Genomic DNA, 15,941 nt, shown 5'->3' with positions numbered 1-15,941 from the left:
GTGTCGCCCTCATCGGTCCAGTGCCCGACCACGCGCCATTCCTTTTCCTCGATGCAAGCCCACTGATAAAAACAGCGAAGGCCTGTGGGCAACTGATGCTCAGTCATCCGCCGCTCACTGTCGTAAACGAAACGACGCTGTACCTGGCCTGCGGTATCGCGAACTTCTATCAGGTTGCCTGAGGGATCGTAGCCATAACTCACCAACACTTCGCGGCGCTGGTCCGGGTAGACCCGCTCCATCTGACTGACTCGTGTCTGAAGGTAGATCAATTCCACCTGAACCAAGTCAAAGGTGTCGCGCAGTTTTACAAGGCGTCCGGCGTCGTCATAGTGGAGGTGAACCCGGTTGTCATTACGATCACCCAGCTGGCTAAGGCGCAGCAGCGATGAACTTCCAGGTGTTGTATCGAACAGTCGATACAGTCCGCTGTCGCTTTCTATCAACAGCTGCCCATTAACGTGGCGCCGGACACTCAGCCCTTCACCGGCACTGAACACCGCGCCACCCAAGGGGATCGACCCCATGTCGATGCGCCGGCCCTGTTCGTCGGTGTAGACCAGCGTTTCCCCGCCCTCCGGGTGAGGCAGGATTTCAACCCGCACCTCGTAGGACACGCTCCAACCCGCGCCGAACAAGCTGTCGCGGCGTTCGTCGCGGCTGTTGTAGAAGCGCTGCCAATCGATCGGCAAGATGCCCGGCAGCACGAAATCCAGCTCTTCGTCCCCACCCAGCACCTTGGCCCCGGTCGCAGCATGCACCGGGTTCGACGAACCCATGGCGGCGTTGGCCATGGCGCCCATGGCGCTGCTGACAGCCATCGACGTCGCGCCACCGATCAGCATGCACGGCAGTTTGCTGAAGAACTTGCCTTTGCCGCCCTTGAGCATCAGCAACGCGGTGACCGCCAGCCCCACGCCCGGGGTCTTGCCGCTGCGGACCTCACGCACTACCACCGAACCGCCACCAATGGTCACGGTGGATGAGATCAGCCCGGACGATACGACCTTGGCGTCGCAGGTGGTGCGGTCGCCGCTGCGCACGGCGGGCTGGCCGTTGATGGTGACTTTGTCCGAGCCCTCGGCCAGAAACTGCGGCGGCATCGGCGGATGCTTCATGCAGGTGACCAGGTCCAGCGGCTTGGGTACGGCGCCGGGCGCCGGGGTGGCGACGGTGGGGCGCCACATCTGGGAGAAGAAGCTCTCGGCCATGTCCAGGTAACTGGGCTCGGCTTCCGGCTCGGGTGCCTCCAGCTCGGTGCCGGCCGGCGCGACATGGGACGGGATCGCCCCGGCGGCGCGGGCGGCAGGGATGTTATTGGTCAGGGTGTTGGTGGAGCCGGTGAGAATGTTCGCCTGCACCGTGGGCGGAAACAGCGCGTTACTGAAGCTCTCGCATAAATTGCTCAGGCCCTTGTCGGCCCCGGTCTTGCTCATGGCGAGGCCGACGATCGTGCCCACCACCAAGCCGAGCACGACGCAACCCAACCCCCCGGTGACGACCGTGATGCCCGTGGCCGCCACCACGGCGGCAGTGGCCAGCGCGGTAATCGCGATGTTGGCCGCTACTTCCAGCACGCCGCCGAGGATGTCGGCCATCATCGAGGTGTGGTTGAGTGCATCGCCCAGCCGGGCGGCCCAGAGCGCGTCAGACATGCAAGGTGCTCATCAGGCCGGAACGTCGAACAACAGCGAACTCTTGATGGTCGCCCAATGCGCAGCTTCGGCATCGCCGAGTTTTTCGGCCTTCACGTAGCTCAGGGCGAGCATTTTGCGGGTGCCGGGCAACACCAGTGCCAACTGGTACTGGAAGACTTTGTCATTGCCCTTGTTGAACTGGCTGCGCAACTCGATGCCTTCGACTTCCTGGCTGGCGCCCAGACGCACGGCGACGCCCGGTTGAAAACGCAAGTCTTGCACTTGTTTTTCCAGGCGCTTGAGCTGGTCGTCGAAGTTGCTTTGCAAGGTTTCGCCCTCGGCCAGCAAGCTGCGGCTGACAATCAGCGAAGTGCCCAGTTCAGGGAACTTGAGGATGTTGATCGACGCGTCTTGCAGTTCGCTTGCCGGCAGTTGGAACTGGAATTCATTGATTCGGTAAGTCATGGAACACAGATCTCGTGATTAGCCCTTGGGCTTGGGAAACGCGGCATTGATGTTGGCGTCGATGCTGGCCTTGACGCCCTGGCCATCAGGCGTGGCGCCAGCGCCGCCGCCATTGTTCAGGTGCAGCACGCCGCCGGTGTTGATCTCGGCATCACCGCTGGCATAGAAGCTGATTTGCACGCCGGTCAGGTTGATCTGGCCGCTGGCATTGAGCTCCAGGATGCTTTCACCACAGACCAGCCGCAGGTTCTCGCCCACTTCAATGACGTAGCTCTGGCTGATGCTGTCGGTCTTGCGCTGACCCACCGACAGAATGTCTTCCTGCTTGACGATGCGCAGGCGGTTGTTGCCGATGGTCACCGTCTCGTCATGCCCAATGCTTTTGTTGCGGTCGTGGCCCACCGAGTGGCTTTCATCCACCTCGACCACGATGTCCTGATTGCGCTCGGCATGGATGTACAACTGCTCGGCGCCTTTTTTGTCTTCCATGCGGATTTCGTTGAAATTGGCCGGTGAGCCGCCCTTGCTCGAACGGCTTTTCATGCCGCTCTGAGTAGCGTTTTCCGGCAAGTCGTAGGGCACGGTTTGTTCGGCGTTGTAGACGCGACCGGTGATGATCGGCCGATCCGGGTCGCCTTCGAGAAAGCTGACGATCACTTCCTGGCCGATCCGTGGGATCTGCATCGAGCCCCAGTTTTTACCGGCCCAGGATTGCGACACGCGGATCCAGCACGAACTGTTTTCGTTGGACTGGTCGTGACGATCCCAATAGAAATGCACCTTTACCCGGCCGAACTGGTCGGTCCAGATTTCCTCGCCCTTGGGGCCGACCACCAATGCGGTCTGCGGGCCTTTGACGATGGGGCGGTGGGTGTTGGGCAGGGGCCGGTAGCTTTGTTGCGCGTCGATGCAGGTCAGGCTGCTTTCGAACTGCGCCGAAGCGGCGATGCCACCGGTTTCCCCGCTTTCCTGAGAGATGTAGTAGCGGGCGCTGGCGATCAGATATTCGCGGTTCTGGTCCTGGCGGGTGAAGCCCGTGAGGCTGAACAAATGACCCGACCCCAGACCCCGGGCGTTGCCAGCGAACTCGACCTGTTCGTGCAGGGTCTGCAAGGCTTCGATGCGGGTGCGGGCGTAATGTTCGCCGTCTGCGCTTTGCACATAGGTGCCGGGATAGTCATACAGCGGATAGTCGCCGGCGGTGTGCGGACGAGGCATGGCCGAGCGCACGTCAATGCGCGCGCTGGGGCGCTGGAAGTCATAGTCGTTGAGTTCCAGCGAACCTGGCTGGACTTCCTGGGCCAGGTGCCAATCCTGGATGTGATCGCGTTCGCGCTGCTGTTCATTCTTGGGGTAGTAGGGCACCGAGGCGTAGCCGGGCACGCTGGTGTGGGCGCCGTAGGCATCGGCCAGCACCAGCACATGACGACCCTGTTCATGGCGGAAGAAGTAATAGATCCCTTCCTGCTCCATCAGGCGGCTGACGAAATCGAAGCTGGTTTCGCGATACTGCACGCAGTATTCCCACTCGCGATAGGGCCGGCTCAGGGCATCTTCGAAATCGGAAAAACCCAGGTCGCGAAACACCTGCTTGATGATCTGCGGGATGGTCAGGTTCTGGAAAATCCGGCAATCGGAGGTACGGGTCAGCAGCCATAGCCACGGCCGCAGCGTGGCCTGGTAACTGGCGAACTGGCCCTGGTCGACGTTCTGGCTGCAACGGGCAACGATGCCATGGAAATAGCGCTCGCCACCGCCGTCCAGTTGCAGGCTCAGGCACATGGGTTTGCCCAGCAGCTGGTTGAGGTCGATGGCGTTGTCCAGCGAGTGCAGCTGCAGCTCATAGTTGAACAGCCGCCCCAGCTCTTCGCCGCCGCCCATGTCCTTGAGCAACAGCACATCCGGCCCCAGGGGGCTGGTGATTTTTGCCAGGCGTGAGAGTTGCTTGAATAGCATCAGTTATCCCGTAAACGTTGTAATCGCCGCGCCGCTTTTCCCTGCCGTAACCGGATCAAATGTGGGAGCTGGCTTGCCTGCGATAGCGGTGTGACATTCAGCATTGATGCCGATTGATACACCGCTATCGCAGGCAAGCCAGCTCCCACACTGACCGCATTCCTCCAGGGGCTACGCGGCGTCGCTGAAGTCGTAGTGCAATTCGTTATCCCCGGCGCTGATCCGCACGCCGGCCAGCGCCTTGCCTTCGAGCATGCGAGTGAGGAATTCGCGGCTCATGTCCGGCAGCAGGCTGTTGGTCAGAATGGTGTCGATCATCCGCCCACCGCTTTCGGTTTCGGTGCAGCGGGAGACGATCAGGTCGATCACCGCGTCGTCGTAATCGAAGGCCACTTTGTGGGTGTTCTCCACGCGCTTTTTGATGCGGTTGAGTTGCAGGCGGGTAATGGCCTTGAGCATCTCGTCGCTGAGCGGGTAGTACGGAATGGTCACCAGGCGGCCCAGCAATGCCGGCGGGAAAATCTCCAGCAGCGGCTGGCGCAGGGCCTTGGCGATCGCTTCGGGTTCGGGCACGTTTTGCGGGTCTTTGCAGACCTGGGCAATCAACTCGGTGCCAGCGTTGGTGGTCAGCAGGATCAAGGTGTTCTTGAAGTCGATCACCCGACCTTCGCCGTCCTCCATCACGCCTTTGTCGAAGACCTGGAAGAAGATCTCGTGCACGTCCGGGTGGGCTTTTTCCACCTCGTCCAGCAGCACCACGCTGTAGGGTTTGCGCCGCACGGCTTCGGTCAGCACGCCGCCTTCGCCATAGCCGATGTAGCCCGGTGGCGCGCCCTTGAGGGTGGACACGGTGTGAGCTTCCTGGAATTCACTCATGTTGATGGTGATGACGTTCTGTTCACCGCCGTACATGGCTTCGGCCAGCGCCAGGGCGGTTTCGGTCTTGCCCACGCCGGAGGTGCCCGCGAGCATGAACACGCCAATCGGCTTGCTCGGGTTGTCGAGGCCGGCGCGGGAGGTCTGGATGCGCTTGGCGATCATCTGCAAGGCGTGGTCCTGGCCGATGATGCGTTTCTTCAGGTGCAGGTCGAGGTTGAGCACGGTTTCCAGTTCGTTACGGGCCATGCGGCCCACCGGAATACCCGTCCAGTCGGCGACCACCGAGGCCACGGCCTGGTAATCGACCGTCGGCAGAATCAACGGGGTTTCCCCTTGCAGAGCACTGAGACGCTGTTGCAGGTCCACCAGTTTTTCGCGCAAGGCGTGGCTGGTCTCGCTGCCGTCCTCGCTGTCCACCACACCGACGCGCTCGCGCAGGGTGGCGCGGGTGGCGAGCAGTTCGTCCACCAGGGTTTTCTCTTCGGCCCAGCGACTTTCCAGCTCGGCGAGGCGTTCGCGTTCGGCACTCAGCAGGTTTTCGCTTTGGGTTTGGCGGGCGCCGATGACGATGCCGATGGCATGCTCGCGGGCGATGATTTGCAGTTCGGTTTCCAGCGCCTCGATGCGGCGACGGCTGTCGTCCACTTCGGCCGGCACGGCGTGCAGGCTGATGGCGACCCGGGCGCAGGCGGTGTCCAGCAGGCTCACGGATTTGTCCGGCAACTGGCGCGCGGGGATGTAGCGATGGGACAGCTTGACCGAGGCTTCCAGGGCTTCGTCAAGGATCTGCACCTGATGGTGTTTCTCCATGGTCGAGGCCACGCCGCGCATCATCAGCAACGCCTTGTCTTCGGACGGCTCGGCGACTTGCACCACCTGGAAGCGGCGGGTCAGGGCCGGGTCTTTCTCGATATGCTTTTTGTACTCGGCCCAGGTCGTGGCGGCCACGGTGCGCAGGGTTCCCCGGGCCAGGGCCGGTTTGAGCAGGTTGGCCGCGTCCCCGGTGCCGGCGGCGCCACCGGCACCGACCAGCGTGTGGGCTTCGTCGATAAACAGGATGATCGGTTTTGGCGAGGCCTGGACGTCTTCGATAACCTGGCGCAGGCGCTGTTCGAATTCACCTTTCATGCTCGCGCCGGCCTGCAACAAGCCGACGTCGAGGCTGCGCAGTTCCACGTCCTTGAGCGCCGGAGGCACGTCACCGGCGACGATGCGCAGGGCAAAACCTTCGACCACGGCGGTTTTACCGACGCCGGCTTCACCGGTCAGAATCGGGTTGTTCTGCCGGCGGCGCATGAGGATGTCCACCAGTTGGCGGATTTCTTCGTCACGCCCGACAATCGGATCAAGCTTGCCGCTGCGGGCCTGCTCGGTGAGGTCGACGGTAAAACGCTTGAGCGCTTCCTGCTTGCCCATGGCGCTTGGGGCCATGGCGCCGCTGGCTTCACCGGGCACGCTGCCGGCGTTGAAACCATCGCTGGCGCTGAGCGCATTTTCCGGCGAGTCGCCGACGTACTCATCAAAACGCTCGCTCAGGGCCTCGACCTTGATCTTGTCGAACTCTGCCGACAGCCCCAGTAGCCCATGGCGCAGGCTCGGCGTCTTGAGGATGCCCAGCACCAGGTAACCGGTACGCACCTGGCTTTCGCCGAACATCAGGCTGCCGTAGACCCAGCCACGTTCCACAGCTTCTTCCACATGGGAGGACAAGTCAGTGATTGAAGTCGAGCCCCGTGGCAAACGGTCCAGGGCTTCGGTCAGGTCACGAGCCAGGCGCGCCGGCTCGATATTGAACTGACGGATGATGCGGTGCAGGTCCGAGTCCTGCAATTGCAGCAACTGATGAAACCAGTGGGCCAGTTCCACATAAGGGTTACCGCGTAGCTTGCAGAACACGGTGGCGGCTTCGATGGCTTTGTAGGCCACGCTGTTGAGTTTGCCGAACAACGCGGCGCGACTGATTTCACCCATGCTCATGGCTCCTTGAGATCTGTGAGGTGTTGGCCTGCTCGGCGTAATGCCGGGCCAGTATTAAATCCTTGGCATCTTTTTCGGGTTGGCCCAGCCAGGTATTGAAACCCAGGCAAAATTGGCGATTAAGTTGCAACGCCGGTACTTCGGGCTGTCTCAGAACTAGGTTCAGATCCCAGTCCAGTTCATGGCCCAGGTATTCGGCCACCCAGGCCACCAGCTCATTGAAGGGTTGGCTACCGGGCAGCATGCTCATGTAGTCATCCAGCTTGAGTGGCCCCAGGCGAATGCGGAATTTGTGCTGGCGATCCCAGACATAACGGCCCAGGCAAAAATCCACGCCCAATTGATGGGCGCTGACGCCCACGCGGCTGCGTTCCGGCAGCTCCAGCCATTGGCCGACGTATTCTTCGATCTCCACCGGCAGGCCGAAGTACTCGCTGAGAATGGCCTTCAAACCGTCCGGGTAGCGGGTTTGTGCCGACAGATGACCGCTGTAATGCAACTTCGCCGTGTCGGGGATCAGCCCTTGTTTGAGCAGGCTCGGCATGCCCCGGCCGCTCAGTGCTGCCAGGCGTGCCGACCAGTAGTCATCGTCCGGGCGGTCATGGCTGACCGTCGGCCGCGCTTCGGCCCAGGCCCGATAAAACAGGCTCAGCAGGCGGTGATGGAACACATCCAGGAAGCGTTTACTGGTGCTGTCGGCGTTGTTGCGCTGGCGTTCGCGCACATATTCGGTGAGGTGCAGCGGCAATGGGCCGTTGGGGCCGCCGAGGCCGAAAAAGAACTGCTCCAGGCGCGCCGGCGCACCGTCGACGCCCGGCTGTACCGACGCCAGGGTCGCCGGGGCAAAGGTGCAATCGGCCTGTTGCCCAAGGCGCAGCGGATCATCGGCCAGGCGCAACGAATGGCCCAGGCGCGGCAGTTCAGGCGATTCGCACTCGATGCGCCGCAACGCCTGGAAGAAGTCGTATTCCCAGGGCTCCTGGTGCATCGCATCCAGGGTATTCACAGGGTCGGACGGCGTCCGGGCTTGGCTTTCCATCGCATGATCTCGCCGCGTTCGGTGGTACGGATCACCGTCTCGGTAAAACTGTTGATCGACACGTAGCGTGCCAGGAAGCGCTCGAACACTGCACCGAGCAAGAAGACTCCAGTGCCGCGAAACGCGTTTTCATCGAATTCCAAAGTGATCTCCAGGCCACGACCAAACACGATCGGGCCCGGCATTGGCAAGCGTCGGGTGCAGGCCTTGCTGCTGACTTCGCGCAGGCCTTCGATCTGCAATTGCAACGCCGCATCGTTGCTGTCGCCATACAGGCGCAGCAGTTCGCGCAGGGCGGCGGCGCCCTGGCCTTGCTCACTGAGGGACAAGTAATTCAGCGACAGCTGGCTGATCAACCGCCACGCCTTGGCGTCATGGGCATGACTGGCGCGTGGGCGGCTCGGGCCTGCCACGCAGCGCACCGCCGCTACCGGTGCGCTTTCGGCCAGGGTGAAATCGGTCTTGCTGTTGCCCACGCTCATGAACAGCGGCAGGTCGCGGTTGGTGCACAACGCCGTTACGCCCAGTTGGCGCAGGTCGTGGCGATAAGGCGCCTGTTGGCTGTCCACCAGGCTGACGAAGGTTTCGCTGCCGATGTAAGTCGAACGCGGGCCGTTGCGCCGCTGGCCGCTGGACAGCACGCGGGGTTCGCGTCGCACGGTGTACCAGGCCTGATCGCGGCCGTAGCGAGACGGATCGCGTACCGCATAGAACGGCAAAAAAGGCTGCTCCGACCCAGTGCCGTGGCCGGTGAGGGTGTTCAGGGAATGAATCTCGAAATCCATCGGCCGGGTGCGGTCGGCGATCACATGGTGTTCATTGACCCGTTCCGACAAGTGGATGCGATCCAGGCGCTTGGGAAACAAGTTGATGGCCGGGGTGCAGAACGGCAGGAACTGCGCGGCTCCGACGCTGCCTTCCAGGCTCGGATCGTGACGGTCGAACAGCACGATCAATTCCAGTTCCTGGCCGTCGCAGCGTTTGACCGCCCGGCTCAATTGCGTGAAGTCGACAAACAGAAAGCGGTGGGGCAGGGCGAAATATTCCTGCAACAGGCGATAGCCCTGGAAGGCCCGCGAGACCACTGGCAGCGCGGCGTCGGTATCGTCGAATCCCTGGGAGCGCAGTGCGTCCTGCGGCAGGCGTTCCACCCAATCACCACCGGGCTGACGGGCGAACACGGCGCAGACATTGCCCAGCAGCTGTTCGTAGAGGCGGAAGGGCTGCTCGTCTGCGCCGTTGAGGTACAACGGCAGGTTGTCCAGGGCGAGACTGTTGAATGGCAGTTCGGCGCCGGTGCGCAGGGTCAGGCGCAGGCCGGCCTTGGCCTTGGGTTCGCTGGCGGCCAGACGCCCGAGCATGGCAGACGGGTTGCCGAAGTACTCGGCCTGGCTGACCTGCAACGGCCACAACGTCACCGCATGGGCGGTGCGGTACTCGCAGCAGGTTTGGGTTTCGCGGCCCAGGGCGGCGCGCAGGACCGTATCCCGGGGCAGCGGGAAGCCACCGCTCAGCGAGCCTTCATCGGGGTCGGGCTGCAATTGCACCACGGTCATCGACGGTGTCGGCGCCAGGTAATGGGGGTAAGCGATTTCCAGCAGGTTATGAGTGAAGGTCGGGTATTCGGCATCGAGCTTGAGCTGTACCCGCGCCGTCAGGTAGGCAAACCCTTCCAGCAAGCGCTCGACGTACGGGTCGGCGCAGTCCATGCCGGACAACGTCAGCCGACTGGCGATTTTCGGGTATTCCTGGGCGAACTCCGCCGCGCTTTCGCGCACGTGGTGCAATTCCTGGTTGTACAGTTCCAGCAGGCGCGGGTTCATGAGCGTCTCCGCTGTTCGGCGTTGATCACTCGCACATGGCCGGATTCCAGGTCCAGGTCGGTTTGCAGCATCAGGCGCAGCGGCACTGGCTGGGCCCAGAGATCGCCTTCGATCTCGAAACTCAGGGCGTTGTGGTTCATCTCGGCGGATGCCCGGGCCCGCACGCGCAAAGTGTTACGCAGAATCCGCGGTTCGAACGTGGCGATGGCCTGGTGGATCAGCGCTTCAAGCGCTGCAATATCGACGTTCGACGCACTGTTGCCGGCCAGGGCTGGCAGCCCGAAGTTGACCACCGACGTGCCGGCTGGAGTGTGCAACGTCGCATCGGCGCTGAGCAACGAAGTGGTGTTGAGCAGCCACGCCAGGTCACGCAGCACCGAGGCTTTGAGTTGGGTCAGGGAGAGCACGCGCTTGTCGGCGCTTTCCTTGAGGTTGCTCGGGTCGTCGTCGGTCAACCGGTCCAGCAGGGACGGTTGCAGGCGATCGCGGGTGGCGATTTCGGTTACCACGAGAAATGCGCCACGAAATTTTTCTGGTCCATGACGCCGGTCATACAGCCAGCACTATGGGCGACCTTTGACACTTCCATGGGCTGGCCTTTGATTTGGCGGATGGCCTGATACCGAGCGTCACAATCACGGCTCGGAAGGGGCTCGGGCGTGGAGTGCTCCACGATAATGATTTGGGCGTTGTTGAAGGTTTCGACCCGTGGCTGGCCCTTGCGATCGACACTCAGAAAACAAGGCCATGGCATGTCTAGTTTCAAGATGCTTTGGTCCTGTTTGCGTAACGCACATTGCTGATCGTGGTTTTCCAGAGTCAACGTTTGTCCCGCGACAATGACTTGATTGCTGGGTGCAGCAAGTGGTTGCTGCCCGGCCCAGGCATCGAGGCTCCACGGCAGGCAGCCAGACAGCAGCATCAACAGGGTTCGTTTGATCATTTCAACCCTCAAAGCCCAACCTGTTTTGCGCGATGCGCAGAGTCGTGAGTGATTGCATGCGAAGTCGCTTACCAAGTGAAAAGCGCTGTGTAGTCTTTCTGATCGCCTGCACCGCGCAGGCAACTGGCACTGCGAGAAACCACCGAAGGTTCGAGCTGACCTTTGATCTGGCGTACGGCGCGGTACTCGGACCGACAGTCGCGACTGTTGGCAGGGTCAACGCTTATGTGCAGCACGATGGCAATCGGCACATTGTTGAAGGACTCGACGTGCGGCTTGCCTTGGCGGTCGACCGCAAATTGGCAAGGCCATGGCATTTCGAGCGGCAGCACGCTCTGATCCGGTTTACGCAACACGCAGCGCTGCTGGTCGTTCTCCAGTGTCAGCTGTTGTGCGCCCAGGGTGACTACCTGGTCCGCGGCAGCAGACGGGGCTTGCTGGTCGGCGCACGCGGATATACTCGACAATACGCAACACAGGAGCACAGCGTTTCGGCTGGACTTGATCATGTCAGCTCCCAGAACCAGATGGCTCGGGATCGGTAGGAAGGATCGCTGTACCGGCCGATGGTCAGGCCGCGATTCCACAGGTCGATATGGTCGCCGGTGCGACTGTCCGATGACTCTCCTGTCTGCTGGAAACAATCCTTGAAGAAGATGAGTCCGGTCTTGTCTTGTAGCTTGCGGCGTTCTTCGGCACTTCCACCAAGAATCAGTGGCCGCCCCAGATGATGCTTCCACAACCAGTTCGCCAGCGACTCGGCACCCCGCGCGTGCTCATGTGCACACTTGGGTTCGGTATAGGTGGACTTGTTGACCTTGATGGTCAGCTCTGCATTGAGCGTCATGCTCATGCGGATAGCACACTGGTTTGCCCAAGGGCCATCACAGGGCTTTGCGTCAGGATACGTAACCAGGAGATCGGAATACGCTTTCCACAGATTAATAAACGAAGGCTTGGCCATGACTCAGACACCGGATGGGAAAGGGATTGGATTCGAGCAAGCACCAAAACACCCCCGGCGTATAACGCCGGGGGCATCTTCGATTACACCTTGACGTTCTGGCGGATGTTCCAGCCGAACTTGACCGGCCCGCCTTCCTTGGTGCCATCGGCTTTTTGCGGCTGGTAGTCCACCAGCACCTTGGCGAAGTTCAGGGTGACGTTTTCGGTCAGGCGATCATCGCTGCCCGAGCCGCCGGTGCTCAGGGAAGTGATCAGCACTTCTTCCAGGTTGATGATCATGTACTCGACCTGGCTTTCGCCGCCGGCCTTGCGCACGGTCAGCTTGACCTTGTCGATGTGCTTGCCGCTGGCGCAATGCATCATCAGGTTCGGTGTGGCCTTGTCGACGTATTTGGTCAGCGACAGGTCCTGGATATTCACCTTGCCGGCACCGCCGCCGCTGCCCACGTGCATGTTGCCGGACTGAGCCATGCCCCAGCTCCAGTTCAAGACGTCGATCTCGTCCTTGTGGGCCTTGTCCATGGACTCGCCCTTGATGTCGCCGATCTTGATGAAAATATCAACAGCCATGTTTTCTCCCTGTGTGGTCTCTACCACATTGTGTTTTTGCTGATCGTTCCCACGCTCTGCGTGGTAACGCATCGGGTGACGCTCTGCGTCACTGGGACGCTCTGCGTCCCGGGCGGCATTCCCACGCAGAGCGTGGGAACGATCACATCAAGGGCGTTTTTATGCGCCTTTGGCCGAAGGCAGCTTGGATACCAGGCGCAGCGACACGGTCAGCCCTTCGAGCTGATAGTGCGGGCGCAGGTAGAACCTGGAGTTGTAGTACCCCGGGTTGCCTTCCACGTCCTCGACGATTACTTCGGCCGCCGCCAATGGGTGTTGGGCCTTGGTGGTTTCGGTGGAGTGCGCCGGGTCACCGTCGACGTAGTTGAGGATCCAGTCCTGCAACCAACGCTGCATTTCGTCCTTCTCTTTGAAGGACCCGATCTTGTCGCGCACGATGCACTTCAAGTAATGGGCGAAACGGCAGGTGGCGAACAGGTACGGCAGGCGCGCGGCCAGGTTGGCGTTGGCGGTGGCGTCCGGGTCGTCGTATTCGGCCGGTTTCTGCAACGACTGGGCGCCGATGAACGCGGCGAAGTCAGTGTTTTTCTTGTGCAGCAGCGGCATGAAACCGTTCTTTGCCAGCTCCGCTTCACGGCGGTCCGAAATGGCGATTTCGGTCGGGCATTTCATGTCCACGCCACCATCGTCAGTCGGGAAGGTGTGCGCCGGCAGGTTTTCCACTTCACCGCCAGACTCCACGCCACGAATGCGTGAGCACCAGCCGAAGTGTTTGAACGAGCGGTTGATGTTCACCGCCATCGCGTAAGCGGCGTTGGCCCACGTGTACTTGGAGCTGTCGGCACCGTCGGTGCTTTCTTCGAAGGCGAAGGCCTCCACCGGATCGGTCTTGGCGCCATATGGCAGACGCGCGAGGAAGCGCGGCATGGTCAGGCCGATGTAGCGCGAGTCTTCCGATTCGCGCAGTGAGCGCCAGCCGGCGTATTCCGGGGTGGTGAAGATTTTGGTCAGATCGCGCGGGTTCGACAATTCCTGCCACGAGCCCATGCCCATCACGGTCGGCGACGCGGCTGCAATGAACGGCGCGTGCATGGCGGCGCAGACTTTCGACAACTCGCCCAGCAACTCGACATCCGGCGGCGACTGGTCGAAGTAGTAATCGCCCACGAGGCAACCGTAAGGTTCACCGCCGAACTGGCCGTATTCTTCTTCGTACATCTTCTTGAAGATCGGGCTCTGGTCCCACGCGGTGCCCTTGAATTTCTTCAGGGTCTTGTGCAGGTCAGTCTTGGAGATATTGAGCACGCGAATCTTCAGTTGCTCATCGCTCTCGGTGTTGTTGACCAGGTAGTGCAGGCCACGCCAGGCACTTTCCAGTTGCTGGAAGTCCGGGTGATGGATGACCTGATTGACCTGGGCGGTGAGCTTGGCGTCGATGGCGGCGATGATTGATTCGATCGACTTGATGGCGTCGTTGGACACCAGGTCGGTCTGCGCCAGGGCCTGTTCGGCCAGGGTGCGCACGGCGGTCTCGACGGCTTCGCGGGCGCGTTCGGTCTTGGGTTTGAATTCTTGCAGCAGCAGGGAGGCGAACTCGCTGGCTTCTTCGGTGGTGCCCAGTGTCTGAGCGTCTGCACGTACTGAATCGGTCATGATCATTCGTCCTGATTAAGCCTGAGGCTCGGCTGGCTTTGGCGCACTGGCAAGCGCCTGGAGTAGCGCCGGATCCTTGATGGCCTTCATGATGATTTCTTCGGCACCGGTCTTGCCGTCCATGTAGGTCAGCAGGTTGGCCAGTTGGGTGCGCGCTTCGAGCAACTTGTTCAGCGAGTCGACCTTGCGCGCCACGGCGGCCGGGCTGAAGTCGTCCATGCTTTCAAAGGTGATGTCCAGGCTCAGGTTGCCTTCGCCGGTCAGCTCGTTGGGCACGTGGAACGCGACGCGTGGCTGCATGGCCTTGAGGCGCGAGTCGAAGTTATCGACATCCACTTCGAGGAACTTGCGATCGGCCACAGGCGCCAGAGGCTCGGCGGGCTTGCCGGCGAGATCCGCCATCACGCCCATGACGAAGGGCAACTGGACCTTTTTCTCGGCGCCGTAGAGTTCGACGTCGTACTCGATCTGCACTCGAGGCGCGCGGTTGCGCGCGATGAATTTCTGAGAACTTTGCTTCGCCACGTTGCTGCTCCTGGTCGCTCAAGCGACGGTGTTGGCGTCATCGGCGGTACCGGTGACGTGACTGCGTGATCCGTTCGCTTTTATTCGCCGTCTGGTCCGCGCAGGTTTTCAAATTGGCTCATGCCGTCGGGAATCAGGTTGCGCACGATGGCCGCAAAGTCGGCGTGCACCAGATTCTTCGCCCGGTTCAACAGCACCGGCAGCGGGCTGGAGGGCTCATGACGGGTGTAATACGCAAGAATCCGGTCCAGGCTGCGCAGCACGTCGTCGCGGTTGTTGATTTCGCCGCTGCTGGCGCCGGTGTTGCGCGGTGTGCTCGGCGCGGTGGCGTGTTCAACCGGCGCGGCATTGTCGTCGCTGATGGAATCGGGCAGGGGGCTGTCGCCGCTCTGCGGGGCGAACTGGCCGAGAATCTGCAGGGCCATTTTGAGCGGTTGCTTCAACGGGCCAAGGTCAACGCCCTGGGCGGAACCGACGTGTTCGCTGATCTGTTGCTCGATGGCCTCGGCGACGCTGCGGGCCTCATGCAACGCTACGCGGGTGATTTCCAACTGTTCGGGATCGCTGTCCAGGAACGCCCCGGCGAGCTGCTCGGCGCCGAGGTTTTCGTCAGGGAAGCTTTGCAGGCCGCTGGCATTGGCGGCAGCGCGCAGGCTGACGGCACCAAAGGTTCGCGAACGGGCCAGGATGCTTTCGCGCAGCAGGCGAATGGTGGCATCGGACGTCAGGCCGGCGAGGGCATTGATGCGCACGGTGGGGTCGTTGTTGTCTTCGGCATCCAGGCGTGGATGCAGGTCGGCCCAGTATTGCTTGAGCAATTCGCTGATCAGTGTCAGGACGCGGGCCAGGCCGGTGACGCCTTCGAGGGCAAGCGAGCTTTGCAAAAGGAAATGGGTGATACGCAGGTCTTTGCTGCGTTGCAACAACTCCAGACTTTGCTGCTGGATGCTGCGCCATTCGGGGGGGGCGGCAGGCAATATCGAATCGCCCATGCTGCGCTCGGGCTGGCCCAGGGAATCGCGTTCCAGGCGCAAAAAATCCGCGTCATATTCCAGATCTTCACCACAAGGCGAAGTCGCGGAAACGGCGGCGAGCAACAAAGGCACTTCCACTGAATTTGATCTCCCTATCGCCCGACCGACAGAGCCGGGCAGTTCACATGTTAGTTCCAGTTGGAACTTCACATGCTTCCTTGAGTGTAATAGCCCTTTGGATACGTAATGATCTTAAAGTGCCATCATCTATATTCAAGAAGTTCTGCATTTTTGGTGTAGTACTTATGGCTTGTCAAGGTAAGCTATTTCCTCTGTGTGACAGATGTGAGGTGCTTAACAACCCGCGCGACTGGTTGGTCGAGGCGGGCACTGATGCAGGTTTTTTGTCACGCAAGCCGGTTAAGATCAGCAATCATGCTGGGAAAAAGCCGTTTTCGAGGTTGTTTGCAAGGTAGTCGGACCGAGTCTAACGGGAGTAAATCCCGATTCGCCCGCGCGCAAAGTGTTCAGCAA

At 61.2% G+C, this 15,941-nt stretch carries 14 protein-coding genes; all 14 read right to left on the bottom strand.

Annotated elements, in window-relative coordinates; all coding sequences use genetic code 11:
* A partial coding sequence (locus tag MMG91_RS26080; protein WP_310661137.1) for a DUF6531 domain-containing protein occupies nt 1–1,655 on the bottom strand: 1,655 nt, incomplete at its 3' end.
* A 12-nt stretch (nt 1,656–1,667) separates the two neighbouring features.
* Complete coding sequence (locus tag MMG91_RS26075) at nt 1,668–2,102, bottom strand: DcrB-related protein (RefSeq protein WP_217856916.1); 435 nt, start codon at nt 2,100–2,102, stop codon at nt 1,668–1,670.
* An 18-nt stretch (nt 2,103–2,120) separates the two neighbouring features.
* Nucleotides 2,121–4,058 carry a type VI secretion system tip protein VgrG gene (locus MMG91_RS26070; RefSeq protein ID WP_310661136.1) on the bottom strand — a complete coding sequence of 646 codons (1,938 nt, stop codon included), beginning with the start codon at nt 4,056–4,058 and terminating at the stop codon, nt 2,121–2,123.
* Between the two features lie 171 nt (nt 4,059–4,229).
* Nucleotides 4,230–6,908 carry a type VI secretion system ATPase TssH gene (gene tssH / locus MMG91_RS26065; protein WP_310661135.1) on the bottom strand — a complete coding sequence of 893 codons (2,679 nt, stop codon included), beginning with the start codon at nt 6,906–6,908 and terminating at the stop codon, nt 4,230–4,232.
* Complete coding sequence (gene tssG / locus MMG91_RS26060) at nt 6,901–7,953, bottom strand: type VI secretion system baseplate subunit TssG (RefSeq protein ID WP_310661134.1); 1,053 nt, start codon at nt 7,951–7,953, stop codon at nt 6,901–6,903. Before tssG ends, tssH begins: the two co-directional genes overlap by 8 nt.
* Nucleotides 7,917–9,776 (bottom strand): type VI secretion system baseplate subunit TssF, encoded by a 1,860-nt coding sequence (gene tssF, locus MMG91_RS26055; RefSeq protein WP_310661133.1) that lies wholly within the window; start codon nt 9,774–9,776, stop codon nt 7,917–7,919. Before tssF ends, tssG begins: the two co-directional genes overlap by 37 nt.
* Nucleotides 9,773–10,285 carry a type VI secretion system baseplate subunit TssE gene (gene tssE, locus MMG91_RS26050; RefSeq protein ID WP_007894480.1) on the bottom strand — a complete coding sequence of 171 codons (513 nt, stop codon included), beginning with the start codon at nt 10,283–10,285 and terminating at the stop codon, nt 9,773–9,775. The genes tssF and tssE overlap by 4 nt, the downstream gene beginning before the upstream one ends.
* Nucleotides 10,279–10,698, bottom strand: coding sequence for a hypothetical protein (locus tag MMG91_RS26045; protein WP_310661132.1), 420 nt, complete (start codon nt 10,696–10,698; stop codon nt 10,279–10,281). The genes tssE and MMG91_RS26045 overlap by 7 nt, the downstream gene beginning before the upstream one ends.
* Before the next feature lie 89 nt (nt 10,699–10,787).
* A complete protein-coding gene (locus MMG91_RS26040; RefSeq protein WP_310661131.1) occupies nt 10,788–11,228 on the bottom strand; it encodes a hypothetical protein in 441 nt (146 codons plus the stop codon).
* Complete coding sequence (locus MMG91_RS26035; protein WP_305447502.1) at nt 11,225–11,683, bottom strand: type VI secretion system amidase effector protein Tae4; 459 nt, start codon at nt 11,681–11,683, stop codon at nt 11,225–11,227. Before MMG91_RS26035 ends, MMG91_RS26040 begins: the two co-directional genes overlap by 4 nt.
* Nucleotides 11,684–11,766: 83 nt before the next feature.
* On the bottom strand, nt 11,767–12,255 hold the full coding sequence (locus MMG91_RS26030; RefSeq protein ID WP_305447501.1) for a type VI secretion system tube protein Hcp: 489 nt from the start codon (nt 12,253–12,255) through the stop codon (nt 11,767–11,769).
* Nucleotides 12,256–12,414: 159 nt separating this feature from the next.
* Nucleotides 12,415–13,908, bottom strand: a complete 1,494-nt coding sequence (gene tssC, locus MMG91_RS26025) for a type VI secretion system contractile sheath large subunit (protein ID WP_305447500.1) — start codon at nt 13,906–13,908, stop codon at nt 12,415–12,417.
* 15 nt (nt 13,909–13,923) lie between these two features.
* Nucleotides 13,924–14,433, bottom strand: coding sequence for a type VI secretion system contractile sheath small subunit (gene tssB / locus MMG91_RS26020; protein WP_007894500.1), 510 nt, complete (start codon nt 14,431–14,433; stop codon nt 13,924–13,926).
* An 80-nt stretch (nt 14,434–14,513) separates the two neighbouring features.
* Nucleotides 14,514–15,545: a type VI secretion system protein TssA gene (gene tssA, locus MMG91_RS26015; protein WP_310661130.1), complete on the bottom strand. Its 1,032-nt coding sequence runs from the start codon at nt 15,543–15,545 to the stop codon at nt 14,514–14,516.
* Nucleotides 15,546–15,941: the final 396 nt, after the last annotated feature.

This window comes from Pseudomonas sp. JL3, assembly GCF_031570575.1.
GTDB classification, from domain to species: Bacteria; Pseudomonadota; Gammaproteobacteria; order Pseudomonadales; family Pseudomonadaceae; genus Aquipseudomonas; species Aquipseudomonas cucumis.
The sequence above is the reverse complement of the archived record's forward strand: the minus strand, read 5'-3'. Positions and strand labels throughout refer to the sequence as shown.